Origin of the sequence: Nocardiopsis sp. Huas11 (assembly GCF_003634495.1) — a bacterium.
Lineage (GTDB): Bacteria > Actinomycetota > Actinomycetes > Streptosporangiales > Streptosporangiaceae > Nocardiopsis.
Genome location: NZ_RBKY01000001.1, coordinates 1,693,867 through 1,715,968, shown reverse-complemented (window position 1 = coordinate 1,715,968; position 22,102 = coordinate 1,693,867). Strand labels below are relative to the sequence as shown.

Genomic DNA, 22,102 nt, shown 5'->3' with positions numbered 1-22,102 from the left:
GGCGCGTCCGGCCGGCGATGACGGGCCGGCCCCGAGCAGGGGCCGGCCCGACGGCCTAGGCGGCGCGGCCGATCACCGTGTCGGCGACCGCCTCGGGCACCTGCGCGTACGAGGTGAACTCCATGGTGAAGTTCGCCCGGCCCGACGACCGGCTGCGCAGATCGCCCACGTAGCCGAACATCTCCGACAGCGGCACCACCGCCGACACCGCCTTGGCGCCGTACCGGTCCGCCATCGCCTGGACCCGGCCGCGACGGGCGTTGAGGTCACCGATCACGTCGCCCATGTACTCCTCGGGCGTGGTGACCTCCACGTCCATCACCGGCTCCAGCAGGACCGGCTCCGCACGCGAGGCCGCCTCCTTGAAGGCGTCCAGGCCGGCGATGCGGAACGCCAGCTCGGACGAGTCCTCCGTGTGGAAGGCCCCGTCGAGCAGCGTCACGCGCACACCGGTCATCGGGAACCCCGCGAGGATCCCGCGGCGCATCGCCTCACGGCAGCCCTCGTCCACCGAGGGCACGAACTCCTTCGGCACCCGGCCGCCGGTCACCCGGCTGACGAACTCGTACCCGCCGCCCTCGATCGGCTCGACGGCGATCCGCACTCGCGCGAACTGCCCCTTGCCACCGGTCTGCTTGCGGTGCGTGTGGTCCACGTCCCGCACGGCTCGGCGGATGGTCTCCCGGTAGGAGACCTGCGGGCGGCCCACACCGGCGTCCACCTTGAACTCCCGTCTCATCCGTGTCACCAGCATCTCCAGTTGCAGCTCGCCCATACCGCCCAGGATGGTCTGGCCGGTCTCGGCGTCGGTGTGCACGCGCAAGGACGGATCCTCCTCCACGAAGCGCCCGATGGCCGTGCCGAGCCGGTCCAGGTCCGACTGGGAGCGGGGTTCGACCGAGACCTCGATGACCGGGTCGGGGAAGTCCATGGACTCCAGCACCACGGGGGCGCTCGCGTCGCACAGGGTCTCGCCGGTGGCGGTCTGCTTCAGACCCATGACGGCGACGATGTCGCCGGCGCCCACCGAAGCGATCTCCTCGCGCTTGTCGGCGTGCATGCGGTAGATCTTGCCGATCCGCTCCTTTCGCCCCTTGGGGGAGTTGAACACCTGCGAACCGGCGTCGATCCGGCCCGAGTACACGCGCAGGAACGTCAACCGGCCCAGGTGCGGGTCGCTGCTGATCTTGAAGGCCAGGGCGGCCATCGGCTCCCCCTCCTTCGGGGAGCGCGTGACCACCGGATCCGGGTCGCGGGGGTCGTGGCCCTCCACCGCCCCGGCGTCCAGCGGGGACGGCAGATAGCGGACCACGGCGTCCAGCAGCGGCTGGACCCCCTTGTTCTTGAACGCGGTGCCGCACACCACCGGGGTGAGCAGGCCGTCACCGCGCGCGGAGCCGACGGTCACCCGGCGGATCGCCGCGTGCAGCCGGTCGTCCGCGGGCTCGACGCCCTGGACGTACAGCTCCATCAGCTCCTCGTCGTGCTCGGCGAGCGTCTCCAGCAGGCGTGCCCGCCAGACCCGTGCCTCCTCCGCCAGCTCCTCGGGGACGTCGACGACCTCGTAGTCGTCGCCCGGCCGCGCCGCGGCCGGCCAGACGAGCGCCCGCATCCGGACGAGGTCGACCACGCCGCGGAAGTCCGCCTCGGCCCCGATGGGCAGATGCAGGACCAGGGGCACCGCGCCCAGGCGTTCGGTGATCATGGCGACGCACCGGTGGAAGTCGGCGCCGACGCGGTCGAGCTTGTTGACGAAGCACAGGCGGGGCACGCCGTAGCGGTTCGCCTGGCGCCACACGGTCTCCGACTGCGGCTCGACACCGGCCACGCCGTCGAACACCGCGACCGCGCCGTCGAGCACGCGCAGACACCGCTCCACCTCGACGGTGAAGTCGATGTGGCCCGGGGTGTCGATGATGTTCACGGTGTGGTCGACACCGTTCAGCGGCCAGTGGCAGGTCGTGGCCGCGGACGTGATGGTGATGCCGTGCTCGCGCTCCTCGGGCAGGAAGTCCATGGTGGTGTTGCCGTCGTGGACCTCGCCCACCTTGTAGGAGACGCCGGTGTAGAACAGGATGCGCTCGGTCGTCGTCGTCTTGCCCGCGTCGATGTGGGCCATGATCCCGATGTTGCGGACCTGGGCCAGCGTCGTGGTGGCCATGGGGTGTCCGTCCTTTCGTGGGTGTTCGGGCGACGAGCCAGGGGCGAAGACGGCGACGGTCGGGGCCGCGCCGAGGGCATCCGTAGAGGGTGGCGCCCACCTCGCGAAGCGCTCGGTGGGCGAGGGCGGCGACGGTCGGAGCCGTCCGGCCGGTTCGCCTGGCGAGAGCGTAGACGGCGCCGATCCACCGTTCCAGGGGTTTTCGCGCGGTGGGGACCCCGCCACGTTCCCTAGGGGGATTAATTCATTGCCTAGGGCGATTAGGCATTGTTAGCGTCGCCGGAATGAGACCCGTGACCGAGCGCGAGATCCGCGCGTCCTTCGTGAACTGTTCCAGGGGAGAGGCCAAGCGCCTGGCCCTGCCGCGCGACCTCTCCGAGAGCCCGTGGGAGAACCTGGACTTCCTCGGCTGGCGCGACCACACCGCGCACGAGCGCGCCTATCTCGTCGTCGAGCGCGAGGAGGGGCTGGTGGGGGTGGCGCTGCGCCTGGCCGGCGGCCGTGACGGCTTCCGCCGCAGCATGTGCTCGGTGTGCCTGACCACCCATCCCGGCCAGGGGGTCACCCTGATGGTGGCGCCCAAGGCGGGCAAGGCGGGGCGCGACGGCAACTCGGTCGGCCTGCGCATGTGCGCGGACTTCGCGTGCTCGCTGTACGTGCGGGGGCTGAAGGAGCCCGAGCCCGGTGGCCGGTTCGAGGAGTCGCTGACCGTGGAGGAGAAGGTCACGCGGGCGATGGACAACCTGAAGGGGTTCGTCGCGCGGCTGTCCGCGTGAGGACCGAACGCGGGGCGGTGGGGCGGTTCTCTCCGCCCACCGCCCCGCGTCCACGGCTTCGGTCCGGAACCGTGGTGTGTTCGGCCGCCCCCGCCTCAGTCCGACGGGAAGCGCGGCTCCACCACGGTGTGCGGTCCCGGGTAGATGAGCCGTTCCTCCCCGTCCGGGAAGCGGACCACGTACGGCGGTCCGTTGTCGGCGCCCTTCACCTCCACGATCCTTCCGCTGTGCTGGCCGTCGCTGCTCGCGACCCCGTGGGTGTGGACGTAGTCCCCGATCGACGCCCGCATACTGTCCCCCGTTCGACGCCGCCGGTCCCTGGTGCCGGCCTATCGGGGACGTACCCGGATCGTTGACCTGCCGAAACCGGCGGCATTTGGGGCGAGTCGCCACACCGTGGGAGGAACGGTGCGCCTCTGCCCGCGCGGATTCCCGGATCGGCGTCACTTCCGGGGGGAGTAGGCACAAGGGGGTAGTCGGGCCCTTCCTAAGCACTGATGCCCCTGACGGCCGGGCTTTCTAGCGTGGTGCGCACGACGACTCATGCGAGAGGGGCGACCGTGCTGACGGTAACCGCGCTGACCAAGCGCTACGGCGGGAGGACCGCCGTCGACGACCTGACCTTCACCGTCGAGCCCGGACGGGTGACGGGCTTCCTGGGTCCCAACGGGGCGGGCAAGTCCACCACGATGCGGCTGCTGCTGGGGCTGGCGCGCCCGACCTCGGGGCAGGCGCTGGTCAACGGTCGGGAGTACGCGCGCCTGGCGGCGCCCGCCCGGGAGGCCGGTGCGCTGCTGGACCCGCGCGCCGCCCATCCCGGACGCACCGGGCGGGCCCACCTCGTGGCCAAGGCCCTGATCACCGGGGTCCCGCGGAGCCGGGTGGACGAGGTCCTGGACGAGGTCGGTCTGACGGAAGTGGCCGGGCGGCGGGTGGGCGGCTACTCGCTCGGCATGCGCCAGCGGCTCGGCGTCGCGGACGCCCTGCTGGGCGACCCGGGGGCGCTGCTGTTCGACGAACCCGTCAACGGGCTGGACCTGGACGGGGTGCGCTGGATGCGCGAGCTGACTCGCCGGCTGGCCGACGAGGGGCGCACCGTGTTCGTCTCCAGCCACCTGATGAGCGAGATGGAACAGGTCGCCGACCACCTGGTGGTCGTGGGACGGGGACGGCTCATCGCGGACGCGTCGCTGGGCGAGGTGATCTCGGCGTGGTCGCGGACCCACGTGGTGGTGCGCAGCCCGCAGGCAGGCGCGCTGGGCGCGCGGCTGGAACGGCTGGGACCGCCGGTGCGGGTGGAGGCCGCCGGCGACGGCGGCCTGCGGGTGTTCGGCCTGACCGCGGAGGCGGTCGGTGACCACGCCCACGAGGTGGGAGCCCGGGTGCACGGGCTGGCGCGCGAGGAGGCCTCGCTGGAGCAGGCGTACCTGGAGCTGACCGGCGAGACCGTCGAGTTCGGCGCGCACGGCAAGGAGGCGGCGGCATGAGGGGAGTGGACGTGAACGGGACGAGGACGGGCGAGCGCACCGGCCGGACGGGGGCCGGGCAGGCCCGGCCCGCGGGGTTCGGCCGGGAGGTCGCCGCGGAATGGGTGCGGCAGGCGTCGCTGCGATCGACGTGGTGGTGCGTGGGAGCGGCGATCCTGGGCCTGGCGGTGTTCGCGGCCATGATGGGCTTCTCCTCGCTGTCGCGGATCACGGAGAACGCGATCGAGGCGGACTCCTCCTCGTTCGTCCAGCTGCTGTCGCAGGGCCACTTCTACATCGTGCAGTTCACGGTGCTGACCCTGGCGGCGCTGGCCGCCACGGGCGAGTTCGGCAACGGCAGCGTCACCAGCACCCTGCTCTGGACGCCCCGGCGCGGGCGGCTGCTGGCGGCCCGGTCGGTGGTGACCGCGGGGCTCGCGTTCGTCATGGGCCTGGGCGCGACGGCGGCCGGTGTGGCCGTGCTGGCCCTGTTCCTCGGCCGGTACGTGGACGTGGACGTGCTGGAGCTCCTGGGGACCGGCGTGAGCGCCGGGGTGTGCATGGCGCTGTTCGCGGTGGTGTTCGTGGGGATCGGCACCGCCCTGCGCGGCACGGCGGGCACGATCACCGTGGGCTTCCTGCTCCTGCTGGGTGTGCCGCTGGTCATGCAGCTGTCCGGGGTCGTGTTCCTGGACGACCTCGCCGCGCTGCTGCCCGGCCTGGCCGGGATCGAGTTCTACGCCGGCGGTGACGTCGGCTTCTACACCTCGCCCCACGACGGGGCGGTCAACGTCGCGACGGTCGTGGGATGGGCCGTGGCCGCCCAGATCGTCGCCCTGGCGGAGCTGCGCGTGCGCGACGTGTGAGGGTGCGGACGGAAGGGCCCGGACGCGGGGAGCGTCCGGGCCCTTCCGTCCGTGCGCCGGGTCGTCAGGGCGCGTCCACGAAGGCGATCTCGGGGTACTCGGCGGAGGGGCCGTCCAGGAGCGGCTCCTCCTCGTCGCGCAGGTGCGCGTCGAAGTAGGCGGTGACGTAGGCGCGCTGGGCGGCGACCGACGCCGCCGGGTCCACGGTGCTGATCGCCCCCGTGACCCGCTCCCGCCAGACGCGGTGGTCCACGCCCCGCCCCTCCTCCACGGCCGGGAAGACCCACTGGTAGTCCATGAGGCTCATGTGCTCGCCGTGCGTCATGAGCAGCTCCAGGACGGGGCCGGAGGAGGACGACCGGAACAGCCGCAGGTCCTCGTGGTGGCCGCTGGTGTGCGGCAGGTCCCGCCCGCCGGCGGTCCCGGCCATGAAGAGGGCGAACGGCCGGTCGGCGCCTTCGGTCGTGGCGTCCGCCCACGCCTGGTCCCCCACGTGGTAGGCCATGCTGCCGTCGAGGTTCATGCCCGCGTCCACGCGGTCGTCCGCCAGCATGACCTGCGCCGTGGTCAGGCCGCCCGCGGAGTGGCCGAACATCCCGGTCCGGTCGGTGTCCAGGGACTCCGCCAGACCGTCGGGCAGGGGCTCTCCGCCCACCTGGGGCGAACCGCCCGCGGCCAGGTCGTCCAGGGCGTCCAGGACCAGTCGGCTGTCGGCGGTTCGGATGGTGATCGCCTCCCGGTAACTGGGGGTCTCGCGGTCCGGGACGCGGGTGCGCAGCACTCGGCCGTCCGGGAGTTCCACCGCGTCGGGCTCGTAGGGGTGGTCCATGGCCGCCACCACGTACCCCTGGGAGGCGAGTTCCTCGGCGTTGGCGGTGTTGAGGGAGCGGGAGACCCCGAAGCCGGGGGAGAACAGCACGACCGGGAACGGCCCCGCTGTCAGGGCGGCGTCCGCGTCGGCGAACGCGTTGGCACGCGAGGAGTCGAAGTCCACGGCCGAGCGCGGCAGCCCGACCTGTTCGAGGTCGGAGGCCAGCGCGGAGCCTGTGGCGGGGGAGACGTAGGGTGCGTGCTCGTCGGCCTCGTCCGGCTCGGCCGGGTACCAGAGGCTGACCATGACGTCCCGTTCCGTGGCACCGTCCACCCACGGGTGGCCCCGAGCGGGGTCGACGAGGTGGAGGTCGGTCCGGCCGACCTCGTGCGGGCCGGTGGGTTCGGGCGGGGAGAGGACCACACTCCCCGGGTCGGTGACGGCCGCGACCGCGGCCGGAACGGCGCAGGCGGTGGCCAGGACGAGGGCGGCGGTGGCGTAGGCGCCGCGGCGCGTGGGCGGACGGCCCCGGGCCGAGCTTCGAGTGCGTGTGATCATGCCGGAATCCTCACGCGCGGCGGCCGTCCGGCACATCATCAGGACGACGGCGACCGCCTAGGCACAAAGGGGTAGGGGCGGCCGACGGGTGGGAACGACGGGTGGGAACGACGGGTGGGAACGACGGGTGGGAACGACGGGTGGGAACGGCGGATGGGAGCGGCGGGCGGGAGCGGCGGGCGGGAACGGCGGGCGGGAACGGCGGATGGCCGCGGATACCAGGAACGAGCCTCGGGGCGGCCCTGGGTCTCGGCGGGTACGGCCGACGGCGCTGCGCCCGAACCGCTGTGGCGCGGGTGCGCGGTGGAGCGGGGGTCAGGAGCCGTCGACGAGCCCGGCCTCGTAGGCGAGCACGGCCGCCTGCACCCGGTTGCGCACGTCCAGCCGGGTGAGGATGGAGCCCACGTGCACCTTCACCGTGCCAGGGGCGATCGCCAGGCGGCGCGCGATCTGGTCGTTGGACCACCCCTGCCCGACCAGGGTGAGGACCTGGCGTTCGCGGTCGGAGAGCGCGTCGACGCGCTCGCGCGCGATGGCGCCCCGGGACAGGCGCGGCCCGGAGGCCCCGAGCTCGTCGATGACCCGGCGCGCGATCTCCGGCGACAGGTACGCGCCGCCGTCGGCGACCGCGCGCAGGCCCGTCACCAGGTGGGTGGGGTCACCGGACTTGAGCACGAACCCGCTCGCGCCGCCGGAGAGCGCCCGGGCGATGTAGGCGTCCTCGGAGAACGTGGTGAGGATGACCACGGCGGTGTCCGGATACCGTGCCGCGATGGCCTCGGTCGCGGCCAGCCCGTCGGTCCCCGGCATCTGCACGTCGAGCAGGGCGATGTCGGGGCGCAGGTCGGCGACCAGTTCGACGGCGGCGGCGCCGTCCTCGGCCTCGCCCACGACCTCCAGGCCGGGGACGGCGGTCAGGATCGCGCGGATGCCCGCCCGCATCATCGCCTCGTCGTCGGCGAGGACCACCCGCAGCGGGACCTGGGCACCGTCTGGTTCACGCACGCGGTCAGCCTAACGGTCGATCCGGTCGAACTCACCCTTGTCCGCGAGCACGCCGTCGACGAAGCAGAGCCGGTACACCGGGGGCAGACCGCCCTCGGTGGTCACCAGGTAGAAGTCGCACTCGGCGCCGGGCGGCTCGGGGGGAAGCGGATCGACGGACCGCTCGGGATAGGCGAACCGGGGCAGGACCGGCTCGACTTCGGCCCGGGTGTCGCCCACGGACAGGCGCTCGTAGCTCTCCGGCGGCAGCACCGAATGGGCACTGATCCACGACAGCAGCGAGAAGCCGACCACGGTCAGTACGGCGGCCAGGGCCAGCGGGACGCCCACGGCCACGGCCAGGGAGCGGCGGGCGCGCACGCGGACCTCGTCGTGGGCGCGCCGGGTCTCGGTGGGCTCGCCGCCCGCCCGTGCGCCCGCGGTAGCCGGTGCCCCGGGGCCCGCGTCGGCCGGGTCGACGCCCGCGTCGCCGGTGTCGGGGACGGTCGCGTGGACCGCGAACCCGCGGCCGGCGCTCCCCGCCCGGAACGTGCCGCCGAGCCCTTCCACCTGCGCGCGGAGCGCGGCCAGCCCCGAACCGCCCTGCCCGTCCCGCGGCGGTACGGCGCCGCCGTGCCCGGCGGGGCGATCTCCGGCGGGCCCCGTGTCCTCGACGTCGATCCGGGTGCGGCCCGCCAGGCGCACGACGGTGACCGCGACCTCGGTGCCCGGGGCGTACCGGGCCGCGTTGGTCAGAGCCTCCTGGACCACCCGGTGGGCCGCCCGCCCGCCCGGCTCCGCGGGGTCGGGGTCGGGGCCCTCCCGCAGGAGCCGGACCGCCATGCCCGCGTCGGTCGCGCGCTGGACCAGGTCGGCCACGGGTTCGGCCGCGGGGACCTCGGTCTCCTCGCGCAGCACACCGATGATCTCGCGCAGCCGGAGGTTGGCCTCGTGCGCCGACGCGCGCAGCTCTGCGGCGGCGTCGCGCTGCTCGGGAGTCTCCGTGGAGGCCATCTCCAGAGCGGCCGCGCGGACGGCGATCAGGGCGAGGTCGTGCCCGAGCGAGTCGTGCATCTGCGAGGCGATCCGCGTGCGTTCGCGCAGGCGGGCGCGATCGGCGTCGGCCGCGCGCGCCCGCTCCATGCGCTCGGCGACCTCCCATCCGCCCCTGGCCAGGCGGTGGTGCCAGGGCAGGTACCGCCCGAACAGCCATGGCGCGACCACGGTCGCAATGGTGACGAGCGCGGCCCCGAGCCAGTCGACCAGCCGGGACAGGAAGTCACGGGCGTCGGAGCCGGAGACCACGGCCTGCGCCGCGACCAGGCCGAGCAGGATGAGCACGACCGTCAGCGTGATCGTGATGACCGGTCCGACCCGGGCCGAGCGCTGTCCGGCGAGAAAGGCGATGACGGCGACGGTGACCAGGGGCACGAGGCTGAGCCGGTCGACCAGGCCCAGGACGAAGACGAACTGCTGTCCGAGGGGGAAGGCCGTCGCGACGGCGAGGGCGGCGCCGGGTCGGGAGCGCGCCAGGACCAGAGCCGCGGTGAGGCAGAGCAGGGCCATGGCCGTCTCCGCCACGATCAGGGGCGACGGTGTGTCGATGAGGTCGAGGACGGTCGCCGTGGCCAGGACCGCCCACAGGAGCAGGTCGGGGAGCAGGTGCGCCCGACGCCGCAGAATCTCGCGCATGCTCCCAGCGTCTCCGATCGGCGAGGTGATCGCGCGCACGGCGCGGCGTTCGGTGGACGCCGCCGCGGCCGCACGGCGCGCGCCGACCGACTCTCGTTTGTCCTCTGGGGGCCGTGCGCCTTCCGGTAACCGGGCGCCTTCCGACTCCCGTGTGCCCTTCGGGGGTCGTGTGCCTTCCGACCCCCGTGTGCCTTCTGGGGGCCGTGCGTCTCCCGGTACCCGGGCGCCTTCCGGCCGCGGTGCGGGTCCGCGTGTGTCCATGCCGGAATCCTCGCGTGTGGTGCGGGCCCGGGCATCACCGGGAAGTCGGTCGACCGGTAGGCACAAAGGAGTAGTGGAGCCGGTGGACCGTGGCCCGGGGGCGGCGAGCCCCGGGGGCATGCGGTGCGGCCGGTCAGCGCGGGACGAGGCCGAGCAGGAGCATGTCGACCACGCCGACCAGCGTCGACTCGACGTCGGGCCGCGGCGAGGAGCCCTTGATCGTCGCGAACCCCTGCAGCGTTGCCGCGACCGCCAGGGCGATGACGGAGGGGTCGCCGTCGATGATCTCACCTTCCGCCTGGCCCTCGGCGATGGTCCGCATGACCGTGGCGACGAGCCGGGACACGGCCTCGGCCATCTCCTCCGGGGACCCGGAGTCGTACTTGCGCGTGTACATCAGGTCCATGAGGGCGGTGTTGTCGAGCGTGAACCCCACGTACTCGCCGGCCAGGGCCTGGACACGGTCACGGGTGGCGCCGGGGGTCTCGGCGGCCTTCGCGAGCCGTTCGGTGAGGCGCTCGAATCCCGAGAGGGCGAGGGCGTCGAGCAGGGCCTGCTTGTCCGCGAAGTGCCGTTTGGGCGCGGCGTGGCTCACTCCGGCCTCGCGGGCCAGCTCACGCAGCGACAGCGCCGCCGGTCCGCGCTCGGCGAGTGCGCGCTCGGCGTTGGCGAGGAGGACGGCGCGCAGGTCACCGTGGTGGTAGCGGTGCTCGGCCATGGGTCAAGCATAGACCGATGTTGACGATGTCAGCATGGGTGTCGTTGACCACGTGTGCGGGGTGGGCCTAGTGTTCCGGGATGAGCATGGACGCCGTCACCCTCCCCGATCTCAGCGGCCGCACGGCGATCGTGACCGGTGCCAACAGCGGCCTGGGCGTCGAGACCACGCGCATGCTGGCCGGCATGGGCGCGCGGGTGGTGATGGCGGTACGCGACGTGGACAAGGGCCGCGAGGCCGCCGACGCCGTGCGGGGGGAGACCGAGGTACGGTGGCTCGACCTGGCCGACCTCGCCTCGGTGCGCGCCTTCGCCAAGGAGTGGAAGGGCGACCTCCACCTGCTCATCAACAACGCCGGTGTGATGGCCATCCCCGAGTCCAGGACCAAGGACGGCTTCGAGACCCAGTTCGGCACCAACCACCTGGGCCACTTCGCCCTCACCAACCTGCTCCTGGAGCACGTCACCGGCCGGGTGGTCACCGTGTCGTCGTCGCTGCACCGCAGGGCGCCGGGCATCGAGTTCGACAACGTCGACCTCGTGGGCCGCTACACCCCCTATCGGGCCTACAACCAGTCCAAGCTGGCCAACCTGCTGTTCACCCTGGAACTCCAGCGCCGGCTCGCGGACGCGGGCTCGCCGGTGCTGGCGGTCGCCGCCCATCCCGGCTACGCGGCCACGAACCTGCAGTCCCACTCGGGCAGCCGCGTCCAGCGCGCACTGCTCGCCGTGGGGAACAGGGTCTTCGCGCAGAACGCCACCGCGGGCGCCCTGCCCACGATCTACGCGGCGACGCAGGACGTGCCCGGCGCGGCCTACGCCGGTCCCAAGAACATGGGCGGCCAGCGCGGTGCTCCGGCCCTGGCCGGGCGGAGCGAGGCCGCCTGGAACAGCGTGGCCGCGCACCGCCTGTGGGCCCTGTCCGAGGAGCTCACCGGGGTGACCTTCCCGCTCACGTCGTCGACGGGCTGATCCGGACCGACCCCGCGGGCGCCCGGGGCCGCCCGGGGCCGCCCGGGGCCACCCGGTCCTACGGCGTGAGGGTGAGCTCGTCCGTCGCGGCCGTGCGGACGGCCTCCTCCGACACCACGAACGGCAGGGTCTCGCCCTCGCTCCACAGCGCGAGCTGGTCGTCGTAGTTCGGGTGGAAGGCGTGCCCCGAGTTCCCGGTCAGGTGCACCCAGGTGGAGGCGTCGCGGTCGGACAGGTCCACCACCATGCGCATGGACGGCACCGCCGTGATGCCGTACCCCTCGTGGGGGTCCCAGCCGGTGGCGTTGACGATGGACGATCCGCCGGAGCTCTCGACCGGGCCCCGGTTGAACAGCCACTCCACCGGCCCGATGCCCGACGTGCCGAACGACTCGTGCGTCGCCGTGAGCGTGTGCAGGTCGCCCCAGCGCCAGTCGGCGGGGTCGTCGCCGAGCAGCTCGGTGAGCTCGTCGGCCGCCGCGGTCATCGCCGCGGCCAGCACCTCGTCGCGGCCCGCGGCCTCCTGCCCGTCCCACCACGCGGACTCGGGGTCGGCCAGCAGCCCGCCGACCACGTACATCCCGCGGGAGCTGCCGTTCATGACCACCGGGTCCAGCTCGTCGAAGAGCAGCGGCAGCAGGTGGCGCCAGGTGGCCTGGTAGAACGCCGCGCCGGCGGAGTCGGGGTCGGTGCTCTGGTCCCAGTCGCGCAGCAGGTCCTGGGCGTGACCGGCGGTCCCGTCCACCTCGACGTCGAGGAGGTGGGGGATCACGCTCTCGGCGGCGGCGTGGAAGGAGTCCAGCTGGATGCGGGACATGTCCGCACCGGTGAGCGGACCGTCGGCGATCGCCTCGTTCAGGAGGTCGTGGATCCGCTGGCCGCGGTAGCCGTAGTCCCAGTCGTCGGTGAGCCGGTAGGGGTAGTCGGCGTCCACACCCGACTGGTTCGCGGTGACGATGACGCCGGATTCCGGGTTGTGCACGCTGGGCAGATCGTCGAAGGGGATGTACTCCTCCCAGTCGTAGGCGGAGTCCCATCCCGGTGCCGGGTAGCGGCCGTCGCCCTCGCCCCGGACGGGGACGCGGCCGGGTGCCTGGTACCCGATGTCGCCCTCGTTGTCGGCGTAGACCAGGTTCTGCGCGGGCACGTCGAACCGGCTCGCCGCCGCACGGAAGTCGGACCAGTCGCGGGCGCGGTTCAACCCGAAGATCGAGTCGGCCGTGGTGCCCGGCTCCAGGGCGGTCCAGCTCAGGGCGACCGCGTACTCTCCGCCCGCGCCCTCGCTGCCGTCGCCGCCCTCTCCGTCCTCGTCGCCGTCTCCGTCCGCGCCGTCCTCGCGGGCCGCGGCCGGGTCCTGCGCGATCTCGGCCAGGTCGGCGCCCGCCTCGGCGTCCGAGAGCAGGGGGCCGTGGTGGGTGGAGCGCACGGTGATGTCGACGTCGTCCCCGTCGGCCACCGCGATGGTCTCCTCGCGTGTCTCCAGGGGCAGGACCTCGTCGTCGACCACGTAGCCCTCGCCGTCGATCCGCTCGACGTACAGGTCCATCACGTCGGGGTTGAGGTTGGTCAGGCCCCAGGCGATCGACTCGTTCTGTCCGATGATGACGCCGGGCAGACCGGAGAAGCTGAACCCGCTGACGTCGAAGGGGCAGGCGTCGCTGAGCTCGGTGCAGTGCAGCCCGATCTGGTACCAGGTGGAGGGCATGGACGCGCCCAGGTGGGGGTCGTTGGCCAGCAGGGGGAGTCCGCTCTCGGTGTGGTCGCCGCTCACGACCCAGGAGTTGGAGCCGATGTCGGGGCCGCCGGGGCCGAGCAGGTCGGGCAGCCGTTCGGCGCCCTCGGCCACGCCGGCGACGGCGGTCAGGGCCGCTTCGGGCAGGTCCGGGACCGGGCGCGCGTCCGGTGCGGGGCCCTCGCCGGAGGCCGGACCGCCCTCGGAAGAGCGTTCGTCATCGGAGGAGAGTTCTTCGGGGGCGTGCTCTCTCGGGGCCCGCCGCTCGTCGGCGCGGGCGTCCCCGGCTCCGGGCTCCTCGGTGCCGCCGTCGGCGGCGACCCCGTTCAGCTCGTCGGTGGCGGTGATCGGCGCGTGCCGGTCGAAGGGGTAGGCGGGGTAGAGCTCGTCCACCTGCTCCCCGCTCAGGCCGGCCGCCACGAGCTGGGCCCGCTCGGTCTCCTGCTGGAGGTTGCCGCCCAGGTCCCAGGCCATGGCCTTGAGCCAGGCGAGGCTGTCCTCGGGGGTCCAGGGTTCGATGGTGTGGCCGCCGTTGAGCGCGGAGAGCAGGCCGTACTCCAGCCCGGCTTCGGCGCCCTCGTGCTCGTCGAGCCAGGCGTTGACGCCCAGGGCGTAGGAGTCCAGGTAGTCCTGGGTGTCCGGGTCGAGCAGCTCGTACTCCTGCTCGGCGACGTGGCGCCAGCCCATCGTGCGCAGGTAGGCGTCGGTGGCCACCTGGTCCGGGCCGAAGAGCTCGGCGGTGCGCCCGGCCGTGACGTGGCGGCGGAAGTCCATCTCCCAGAAGCGGTCCTGGGCGTGGGTGAAGCCCTGCGCCATGAACAGGTCGTGGGAGGTGTCGGCGTACACGTGCGCGACGCCGTGCTCGTCGCGGAGCACGGTGACGGCCGACTCCAGCCCGGGGAGCGCGAGGTCCCCGGTCGTCTCGGGGAAGGACCGCCGGACGGTCCACACGCCGAGGAGTGCGCCGACCAGGGCTAACGCCACGATCGCTGCTATAGCCCCCAAAAGCGCACGAAAGAGGACATGTTTCCGCATTGCACTCATGTCGGGAACTCTAGAGTGCTCCAGCTCACAGCTGCCACCGATCATGTGCCCCGGAACCAATTGTTACCAACTGGTAAGGGCGTTCCTCGGGCGCTCCCCGGGCGCTGCTGGGGCGGTCGGGGCGGTGGCGCGGGGCGGGCGTCAGCGGTCCTCGGGTGGAGCGGCGGGCTTGCGGGGGCGGTCGAGCAGGAGGTCGGCGACGCGGCCGAGGACCTCGGCCCGGGGGCGTGCGAGGTCGGCGGCGAGGAAGTGCGGGCCGATCGCCGCGCAGAACGCGAGCACGCTGCGGGCCTCGACCTCGTCGGGGTCGGGGCAGAAGGTGGAGATCATCTCCCGCAGCAGGTCCATGCGCCGGTTGTCCACCCGGCGCATCCGCGCGGCGACGGCCTCGTCGCGCCGGGCCCAGTCGCGGACGGCGAGGTCGATGGGCAGCAGGCGGTCGTCGGAGAAGGTGAGCATTCCGGCGCGGTGGATCTTGGATTTCGGATCGCCGCCCTCACGCTCGACGCGCTCGATCACCTCGTCCGTGCTCTCCCGCTCCCAGGTGTCGAGCATCGCCGCGAGTAGCGCGTCGCGGTCGGCGAAGTACCCGTAGAAGCCGCCCTTGGTGACGCCGAGCCGCTTGGCCAGCGCCTCCACGCGGACGGCGTCCGGGCCGCCGTCGGCCAAGGCGCGCAGTCCTTCCTCGATCCACCTCTCGCGCGGCGTGCGAACAGCGCCCATGAAGTGATCCACCTCACATTCCACTGGTGTATACGGGACCGTATATGAAGCCCTAGCCTCGAGTTATACGCCATCGTATATGCGGTGGCAGGGGCGGAGCGATCGCCGGACCCGCGCCGTCGGCGGGGGCCGGCGCGCCAGACCGAAGCGGCACCGTCGCCCCCGGACGGAGAAGGCGGTAGCAGCCATGAGACTTCCTCACCCGGCCCACACCGATCGGCCGTGGCGGATCCACGCGCTCACCCGGGACTTCCGGCTGCAGGACGTGTGGTCGTACCGCATGCCCGGCGCCGGAGCCGGCGACTTTCCCGCGGCGCTCGCCGCGCTGCGGGCGGCCGACCGGCCCGAGCTGGAGTCCCCGGCGGTCCGCTTCCTGTTCGCGGTGCGCTGGAAGCTCGGCGCGCTCCTCGGATGGGACGAGCCTCAGGCGAGCGCCAGCGCGCGGGTCCCGACGCTGCGGGACCGGTTGCCGGAGGACCTGCGCGGACTCGCGCCCGGACCGGGCCCGGGGAACGAGCCGCTCACCCCGGTGTACGAGCTCGACGACGAGTGCGCCGGCGAACTGGTGAACAGGACCGTCCACACGGTCATGCACCTGGGGTGGGTACGGGCCGACGCCGGCGAGTACGAACTGCGTATGGCGGTCCTGGTGAAGCCCAACGGGCTCCTCGGGAAACTGTACATGGCCGCCATCGCCCCGTTCCGGTACCTCATCATCTATCCGGCGCTGACCCGGCAGTGGGAACTCGCGTGGCGGGAGCGCGCTCGCCCGGAGCCGATCGAGGGGGATCGGGCGGGCGGCGACCGGACCGCCGGGGCCGCGTCCGGTGGCGACCGCGCGGGCGGGGCCGCGTCCCGTGGCGACCGCGCGGCCGACGAGCCGGGCACCGTCCACGGGTACCTGGGGGAGCACGAGCTCCCCGCGTCCTTCCGCGACCCGGGACCGCTGACCGGCTTCGACTACGTCGACCTGTTCACCCGCACCACGTCCGAGGCGGCCACCTCCGAGGAGTGGGCCCGGGCGATGTTCGGTGACGTGCCCTCGGCCATGGAACGCTTCATCTGGCGGGGCCTGCTCGGCCTGCGGCTCAGCCGCGGACGGTCGCCCCACACCGTGGCCGGGTGGCGGATCGCCGAACGCGGCCCGGACTGGATCCGGTTGTCGGCCGCCTCCTGGTTCCTCACCAGCGACCTGCTCATCCGGGCGGGCGACGGGCAGGTGTCCCTGCTGACCTCCCTGCGCTACGACCGGTTGCTCGGCCGCGTGGTCTGGCCGCCGCTGTCCGCCGTCCACCGGCGTCTGGGTCCCGGACTGCTGCACGAGGCCGCCGCGAAGATCCGCGCCGAGCGCGGCGCACGGACGGCCCCGTAGGACACCGGCGCGGTGCCGGAACCCCTGGGTGCCGTGCCCGGTCCCACGACCCCGAACCCATGCCCGGCGCACCCACCGCGACCGTGTACCCGGCGCCGCGCCCGGTCCCTCGCCTCAGATCCGCCGCCCGCGGGCGGCGGCCTCCTCGCGCAGCCGTGCGACGATCTCGACCGCGGGCCGCTCCTCGGCGGCGCGGAACCCCTGACCCGCCCACAGCGCCATCCCGCCGGGATCGCCCTCCGCGGCGGCCGCCGCCCGCAGCGGCCTGGTCATGTGGTGGACCTCCGGATAGGCGTAGCGCTCCCCGGGGTGCTCGCGGACGAACCGGTTGACCAGGCCACGGGCGGGACGTCCGGTGAAGGCCCAGGTCACCGCGGTCTCGGTGAAGTCCGGATCGGCCAGGGCCGCCTTGTGCGCGGGCTGGGCACCGCTCTCGGGGCACCGCAGGAACGCCGTGCCCAGCTGGGCGGCGTGGGCGCCGGCGTCCAGCACGGCCGCGACGTCGGCCCCGGTCATCAGCCCTCCGGTGGCCACGACCGGCACGCCGACCGCCTCGACCACGTCGGGCAGCAGGTCGGGCAGCGGCCGGTCCCCGCCGGTGCGGGGGTCGTAGCAGCCTCGGTGCCCGCCGGCCTCCAGGCCCTGGACGCAGACCCCGTCCGTGCCCCGTTCGACGGCGACGCGCGCCTCCGCCACCGTGGTCACCGTGATCATCGTGGCCGAACCCGCGCGCCGCAGCCGCTCCAGGACCGCGGCGTCCGGACAGCCGAACGTGAAGGTGACCAGGGGCACGGCCAGGTCGCACAACAGGTCGATCTTGTCCCGCCACGCGTCGTCGTCGTGGCGCGGTTCGCCGAGCTCGGTGCCGTACCGGCGGGACTCGGCGGCGAGCTCGGTGCGCAGGTCGCCCAGCTCCGCCGGAGCGGCGACGGCGGGGGAGGGCACGAACACGTTGACCCCGAAAGCGGACGTCCCGCCCTCCCGTACCGCGCGGACCTGGTCGGCCACGTCCTGGGCCGTCCGGTAGCCCGCGGCGAGGAAGCCCGTGCCCCCGGCTCCGGCCACCGCGGCCACCAGCGCCGGTGTGGACGCGCCGCCGGCCATCGGCGCCTGGATCAGCGGCCGCTCCGCGAGCAGGTCCTTCAGAGCCATGTGAGCCCGCCTTTCACATCCGTGCCGGAAGGCTAACAGGGACGCTTGTCCCGGCCCGGAAAAGGGGCGGCCCCACTCAACCGGAGTGTTCGCCCGCCCGCGGTTCCCCGTGCGCGGACCCCACGCGGACCGACTCCGGGAAGAGACGGGCCGACAGCGGCGTGAGCAGAGCGATCACCGCGCTCACGCCCACCAGGACGCAGATCGTCATGGGAATTCCGTTCAGCTCCCACAACCACCCGAACGACCATTGCGTGGCCGCGTACGTGACGCCGCTCACGACCGCCATCGCGGAGAACATCGTGTTGCGGTTGGCGTCCGAATACATCAGCTGCTGCCAGGCCGCGGACACCACACCCGTCACACCGAGAAAGAATTCGGCGATGACCAGCCCGGGGACCAGCGGCAGCCACCCGAAGGCGAGCAGGGCCAGGGGAGCCCCGGTGGCGACGGCGAACACCGGCCCCCACACCTGGGGCCGCAGCCGGTCGGTGAAGCGCGAACAGGCCGCGCCCGCCATCAGCCCGAGCGTCATGAGAAGCAGCACCAGACCGTTGAGGCGCACGTCCTCGCCGTAGGCGGCCCGCAGCAGCGGCTGCCACGCCATGATGAGCGTCGCCATCACCACGCCCGTCGCCACCGACAGCGCCACCAGCGGCCAGAAGCGCCGGCCGGCGATGGCCACGACCGACTCGCGCAGGATCGCCAGGACCGAGACCCCCGGACGCCGCCGGTCAGCGGGGAAGCACAGCGGCGTCAGGGCGGCGAGCACCACCAGTCCCGCCCCGGCGACGAGCACGAGCGTGCCCGCCTGCGCCCACGAGCCGCCGACCAGGACGGACGCGGCGCCCAGCACCGAGCCGCCGCGGCCGGCGACCTGCCCCAGCCGCACGGAGCGCCGCACCCGCCAGGCGCGGTCGTGGTCGCCGATCCGGTTGATGACGATGGCGGTGAGCGTGCCCGACTGCAGGCTGTGGCCGCACACCCCCAGGGCCAGGCCGAGCACGGTCGCCGCGATCGCCTCGGCGCCGCCGAACACGGCGAACCCCGCGCCCCACGCCGCCAGGCCCGCGCACAGCAGCCGCCGGTGCCCGTAGCGGTCGCCCAACGCGCCGCTCGGCGCCTCCAGCACCATGCCCAGCGCGATGTTGGCGGCCAGCATCGACCCCAGCGCCCACGGCTGCACGCCGCGGTCCAGGAGCACGGTGACGAACACCGCCCCGTAGACGAAGTCGGCGCAGGTCGACAGCAGCGTGAAGAGCGCGTAGCGGTTGCGCAGGGGAATGGCGCCCGATGCCGTGGCCGCGTCCAAGGTGGGACTTTCCGTTTCGTGAGGGCGGGATATCACTTCCACGGGTGATGCGAGGATCTCCGTGAGTGACGAGAAACGCTAGCACGCCGTTCTTTCGGCGAGCCATGTGTTTTTCCCGGCGGCGGTACGGAAAAATCCCGTGCGCGTCGCTCCGACCAGCAATAGTAGACTTTTTCTACTAAGTAGACTACAAAGTAGACATCGGGCCGGGGCAACGGATCACCGTTCCGCCGCGGCACCGTGACAGGAGGCACCCATGAGCGCAGCCGCCCAGCCGGCCCGACCGCCGCTGTCCCGCGACTCCGTCCTTCGCGCCGCCCTCGCGATCGTCGACCGCGAGGGGCCGGAGAAGCTCACCATGCGGCGCCTCGGCGGCGAACTCGGTGTGGACCCGATGGCCGTGTACCGCCACGTGCCGAACAAGTCCGCCCTGTTCGACGGCATCACCGAGGTGATCTGGGGCTCCGTCGACGTCGACGGCATCGACGTCGCGGGCACCTGGCGGGACGAGCTCGTCGGCGTCATGCGCTCCCTCCGCGACGCGCTCCGCGCCCATCCGCGCGCCGTGGTCATCCTGGGCACCCGACCCGTGGCCGGACCCGAGCTCTTCGCCCTCCTGGAACGGATGCTCGGCCGCCTGGCCGCTGCCGGGATGCCCGCGAACGCCGACGCCGCCGAGTTGCTGAACATCCTGGTGACATACACCACCGGGCACGTCCTGGCCGAGGCCGGTGAGCCCGTTGGCGGCGAGACGGACCAACCCAGCGACCCGGGGCTGAGCCTTTCGACCCATCCGCACCTGGCGGCCGTGCTCGCCGACGGCTGGGAACACGACCCCGACCGGGCGTACGAGCGCGGGCTGCGCGCGTTCGTCGACGGCTGGCGCCGCGCGCCCGAACCCGGCGAGCGACCGTGGTGACGCCGCCGACGCGTGCCGCCGAAGCGACGCGGAACGGCCTGACCCCGTTCGGGCTCTCGGCGTGGCTCCTCTTCGTCGTCCTCGCCGTCGTGATCTCCCGAAGAAAGGGCATGCGGACCATGGAAGCTCGACACGAACGGCGCGTTCGCCACACGAGCGGGGTGGCGCCGTGAAGTCCTCGCTGAACCTGCGGCATGCGTTCAACGACCTCAGGCGCAACAAGGGCGTCAACGTCGCGCTCGTCGTGATCCTCGTCCTCAGCGCGTTCATGATGGCCACCGGGGCCATGGTCATGGAGCGCCTGGTCGGATCGGTCGACCGGCTCTTCGAGGAGGCGAAGGCGCCGCACTTCATCCAGATGCATATGGGCGAGTACGACCCGGACGCGCTGGAACGGTTCGCCTCGGAGCATCCGGAGGTCGACGCGTGGCTCGTCGAGGAGATGATCGGCTTCGACAGTGCCGCCATCGCCTGGCGGCGTCCGGCCACGGGCGAGTCGGGCGACCTCTCCGACAGCCTGATCGACAACCTCTTCGTGGCGCAGAACGCCGAGTTCGACTTCCTGCTGGACGAGACCGGGGCGATCGCGCGACCCGCCCCGGGCGAGGTCTACGTGCCCGTGGCCTACCAGCAGGAGTACGACCTGCGGGTCGGCGACGAACTCACCGTGCGGACCGACTCCGAGCTTAGGGAGTTGGAGGTCCAGGGGTTCGTGCGCGACGCGCAGATGGCGTCCTCACTGTCCTCCTCCACGCGGTTCCTGGTCGCCGAGGAGGACCGGGTGACCCTGGAAGAGGCCGGCGGCGGCAGCCCGGAGATCATCGTCGAGTACCGCCTGACCGACCCCGCCGCCTCCACGGACCTCCAGCGGGCGTACGAGTCCGAGGACGGGCTGCCGAAGGACGGCCCGGCGATCACCTACCGGCTGATGCTCCTGATCTACGCGCTCGGCGACGGCCTGGTGGCGCTGGCCCTGGCGTTCGCGAGCCTGGTCCTCATCGCCATCGCGCTGCTCAACCTGCGCTTCGTGATCCGCGGGACGCTGGAGGACGAGGTCCGCGAGATCGGCGCGATGAAGGCCATCGGCCTCCCCCACCGGACCATCGCCGGCCTGTACCTGCCGAAGTACCGTGTGATGACCCTCCTCGCGTGCGTCATCGGGGGTGCCCTGGCCGTGGTCGCCACCCGCCTGCTGACCCGCGGCATCCAGGTGAACTACGTCGAGGCGCCGCCGAGCGCCGTCACGGTCCTGGCGCCCGTGCTCGCCCTGGTGTTCGTCTACGCGACCGTCCTCGGCATCTGCCGCGGCGTCCTCGGCGGGGTCCGCAGGATCCAGGTCGTGAGCGCCCTGGTCCACGGCAGCGTCCACGACGAACGGCAGACCGCCCGGCGCGCCAAGCGGCAGGCGAGGCGGGTCCGGCGGACCAGCCTGACCGCGTACCGGAGCGGGAACCTCAGCGGACGCCTGACCCTGCTCGACCTGCGCGCCGAGAGCGGGCAGTGGGTCCTCATCCCGATCGTCTTCCTCCTCGCGACCGTCCTGATGGTGCTCCCGACGAACATGCTCAGCACGTTCGAGAGCCCGCGCTTCATCACGTACATGGGCGCTCCGGAGGTCGATCTGCGCGCCGACATGCAGTTCTTCGACGATGTCGACACCGTGCGCGCGGACATGCTCTCGGCGATGGAGGGCGACGACCGGCTGACGGACGTGCGCGCCTTCGCCCACGTGCCGCACGAGGTCGACGTCGTGGTCGAGGGGGAGCAGGTGAGGGATCTGCTGCCGGTCGAGGTGGGCGACTACTCCGGTGACACGATCGAGTTCTTCCAGGGCGAGCGCCCCGGACCAGGACAGATCGCCCTCTCCGTCCTGGCCTCGGACGAGTACGGAGTCCCGATCGGGGACGAACTGACCATCCACCGGGACGGGGAACCCACCACGCTCATGGTCAGCGGCGTCTACCAGGACATCACCGGGGGCGGGCACAGCGCCAAACTGCACGGCGAGGCGGCGACCGGCGCGGTCGGCCACGTGGTCTACGCGGACGCGGTGGAGGGAGCCGACCTCCAGGCCGTCGTGGACGAGTACGACGAGCGCTTCCAGGAGGCCTCCGTGCTCTCCATGCCCGAGTACGGCCGGCAGACGCTGTCGAACCTGACCGGCTCCTTCAGGAGCACCGCGGTCCTGGCCGGGGTGTTCGGGCTCGGCGTCGCGACGGTGATCACGGTCATGTTCCTCGAACTGCGCCTGACCAGGGAGCGGACCAGGATGGGCCTGCTGTCCGCCATCGGCTTCTCGACCAGGGAGATCATCGCGCAGGTCCGCGCCAAGATCCTCATGGCGGCGGCCCTGGGCACCGTGCTCGGCCTGGTGTTCACGGCGACGGCGGGGGAGTCCCTCGTCAGCGGGCTCCTCTCCCTGTCCGGGCTGGGGGTCGTGGACCTGGACTTCATCACGAACCCGCTGCTCGTGTACGCGGCCTACCCGGCCGTCCTGATCGGCGCCGGATACCTCGGCGCGGTACTGCGCACCGCACGGCTACGCCACGCAGACAAGAGCACGTGGCTGACAGGAGGATAGGAA

17 protein-coding genes are annotated in these 22,102 nt (G+C 72.7%); 7 read left to right on the top strand and 10 right to left on the bottom strand.

Going from position 1 to position 22,102, the window contains the following annotated elements; all coding sequences use genetic code 11:
• Positions 1-55 precede the first annotated feature (55 nt).
• A complete protein-coding gene (fusA, locus tag DFP74_RS07635) occupies positions 56-2,161 on the bottom strand; it encodes an elongation factor G (protein WP_121181053.1) in 2,106 nt (701 codons plus the stop codon).
• 284 nt (positions 2,162-2,445) lie between these two features.
• Between fusA and DFP74_RS07630 the strand changes: the two genes are divergently transcribed.
• Complete coding sequence (locus DFP74_RS07630; RefSeq protein WP_121181052.1) at positions 2,446-2,937, top strand: FBP domain-containing protein; 492 nt, start codon at positions 2,446-2,448, stop codon at positions 2,935-2,937.
• 95 nt (positions 2,938-3,032) lie between these two features.
• On the opposite strand, the gene DFP74_RS07625 is transcribed toward DFP74_RS07630, so the two are convergent.
• Positions 3,033-3,227 (bottom strand): DUF1918 domain-containing protein, encoded by a 195-nt coding sequence (locus DFP74_RS07625; protein WP_121181051.1) that lies wholly within the window; start codon positions 3,225-3,227, stop codon positions 3,033-3,035.
• A gap of 270 nt (positions 3,228-3,497) precedes the next feature.
• Between DFP74_RS07625 and DFP74_RS07620 the strand changes: the two genes are divergently transcribed.
• The gene (locus tag DFP74_RS07620) at positions 3,498-4,424 is read left to right on the top strand and encodes an ABC transporter ATP-binding protein (protein ID WP_121181050.1); all 927 of its coding nucleotides are present in this window, start codon (positions 3,498-3,500) and stop codon (positions 4,422-4,424) included.
• Positions 4,421-5,269: an ABC transporter permease gene (locus DFP74_RS07615; protein WP_233570855.1), complete on the top strand. Its 849-nt coding sequence runs from the start codon at positions 4,421-4,423 to the stop codon at positions 5,267-5,269. Before DFP74_RS07620 ends, DFP74_RS07615 begins: the two co-directional genes overlap by 4 nt.
• A gap of 64 nt (positions 5,270-5,333) precedes the next feature.
• On the opposite strand, the gene DFP74_RS07610 is transcribed toward DFP74_RS07615, so the two are convergent.
• The 4 genes from DFP74_RS07610 to DFP74_RS07595 all read right to left on the bottom strand — a co-directional run bounded on the left by DFP74_RS07610 (position 5,334) and on the right by DFP74_RS07595 (position 10,293).
• Positions 5,334-6,638, bottom strand: a complete 1,305-nt coding sequence (locus DFP74_RS07610; RefSeq protein ID WP_121181049.1) for an alpha/beta hydrolase — start codon at positions 6,636-6,638, stop codon at positions 5,334-5,336.
• A 315-nt stretch (positions 6,639-6,953) separates the two neighbouring features.
• Positions 6,954-7,643 (bottom strand): response regulator transcription factor, encoded by a 690-nt coding sequence (locus tag DFP74_RS07605; protein WP_121181048.1) that lies wholly within the window; start codon positions 7,641-7,643, stop codon positions 6,954-6,956.
• A gap of 9 nt (positions 7,644-7,652) precedes the next feature.
• The gene (locus DFP74_RS07600; RefSeq protein WP_121188105.1) at positions 7,653-9,314 is read right to left on the bottom strand and encodes a sensor histidine kinase; all 1,662 of its coding nucleotides are present in this window, start codon (positions 9,312-9,314) and stop codon (positions 7,653-7,655) included.
• Between the two features lie 394 nt (positions 9,315-9,708).
• Complete coding sequence (locus tag DFP74_RS07595) at positions 9,709-10,293, bottom strand: TetR/AcrR family transcriptional regulator (protein WP_121181047.1); 585 nt, start codon at positions 10,291-10,293, stop codon at positions 9,709-9,711.
• An 80-nt stretch (positions 10,294-10,373) separates the two neighbouring features.
• Between DFP74_RS07595 and DFP74_RS07590 the strand changes: the two genes are divergently transcribed.
• Positions 10,374-11,264: an oxidoreductase gene (locus tag DFP74_RS07590; RefSeq protein ID WP_121181046.1), complete on the top strand. Its 891-nt coding sequence runs from the start codon at positions 10,374-10,376 to the stop codon at positions 11,262-11,264.
• Between the two features lie 58 nt (positions 11,265-11,322).
• On the opposite strand, the gene DFP74_RS07585 is transcribed toward DFP74_RS07590, so the two are convergent.
• Positions 11,323-14,031 carry a penicillin acylase family protein gene (locus DFP74_RS07585; RefSeq protein WP_121181045.1) on the bottom strand — a complete coding sequence of 903 codons (2,709 nt, stop codon included), beginning with the start codon at positions 14,029-14,031 and terminating at the stop codon, positions 11,323-11,325.
• Between the two features lie 150 nt (positions 14,032-14,181).
• Positions 14,182-14,763: a TetR/AcrR family transcriptional regulator gene (locus DFP74_RS07580; protein ID WP_121188104.1), complete on the bottom strand. Its 582-nt coding sequence runs from the start codon at positions 14,761-14,763 to the stop codon at positions 14,182-14,184.
• Positions 14,764-14,950: 187 nt separating this feature from the next.
• On the opposite strand from DFP74_RS07580, the gene DFP74_RS07575 reads away from it, so the two are divergent.
• Positions 14,951-16,135, top strand: coding sequence for a DUF2867 domain-containing protein (locus tag DFP74_RS07575; protein WP_121181044.1), 1,185 nt, complete (start codon positions 14,951-14,953; stop codon positions 16,133-16,135).
• Positions 16,136-16,249: 114 nt separating this feature from the next.
• On the opposite strand, the gene DFP74_RS07570 is transcribed toward DFP74_RS07575, so the two are convergent.
• Positions 16,250-17,287, bottom strand: a complete 1,038-nt coding sequence (locus DFP74_RS07570; RefSeq protein WP_121181043.1) for a nitronate monooxygenase — start codon at positions 17,285-17,287, stop codon at positions 16,250-16,252.
• Between the two features lie 76 nt (positions 17,288-17,363).
• Positions 17,364-18,599, bottom strand: coding sequence for an MFS transporter (locus DFP74_RS07565; protein WP_158612974.1), 1,236 nt, complete (start codon positions 18,597-18,599; stop codon positions 17,364-17,366).
• A gap of 256 nt (positions 18,600-18,855) precedes the next feature.
• On the opposite strand from DFP74_RS07565, the gene DFP74_RS07560 reads away from it, so the two are divergent.
• Together DFP74_RS07560 and DFP74_RS07550 are read left to right on the top strand one after the other, a co-directional pair.
• Positions 18,856-19,518 carry a TetR/AcrR family transcriptional regulator gene (locus tag DFP74_RS07560; protein WP_121181041.1) on the top strand — a complete coding sequence of 221 codons (663 nt, stop codon included), beginning with the start codon at positions 18,856-18,858 and terminating at the stop codon, positions 19,516-19,518.
• Between the two features lie 169 nt (positions 19,519-19,687).
• Positions 19,688-22,099: an FtsX-like permease family protein gene (locus DFP74_RS07550; RefSeq protein WP_121181039.1), complete on the top strand. Its 2,412-nt coding sequence runs from the start codon at positions 19,688-19,690 to the stop codon at positions 22,097-22,099.
• The last annotated feature ends 3 nt before the right edge of the window (positions 22,100-22,102 follow it).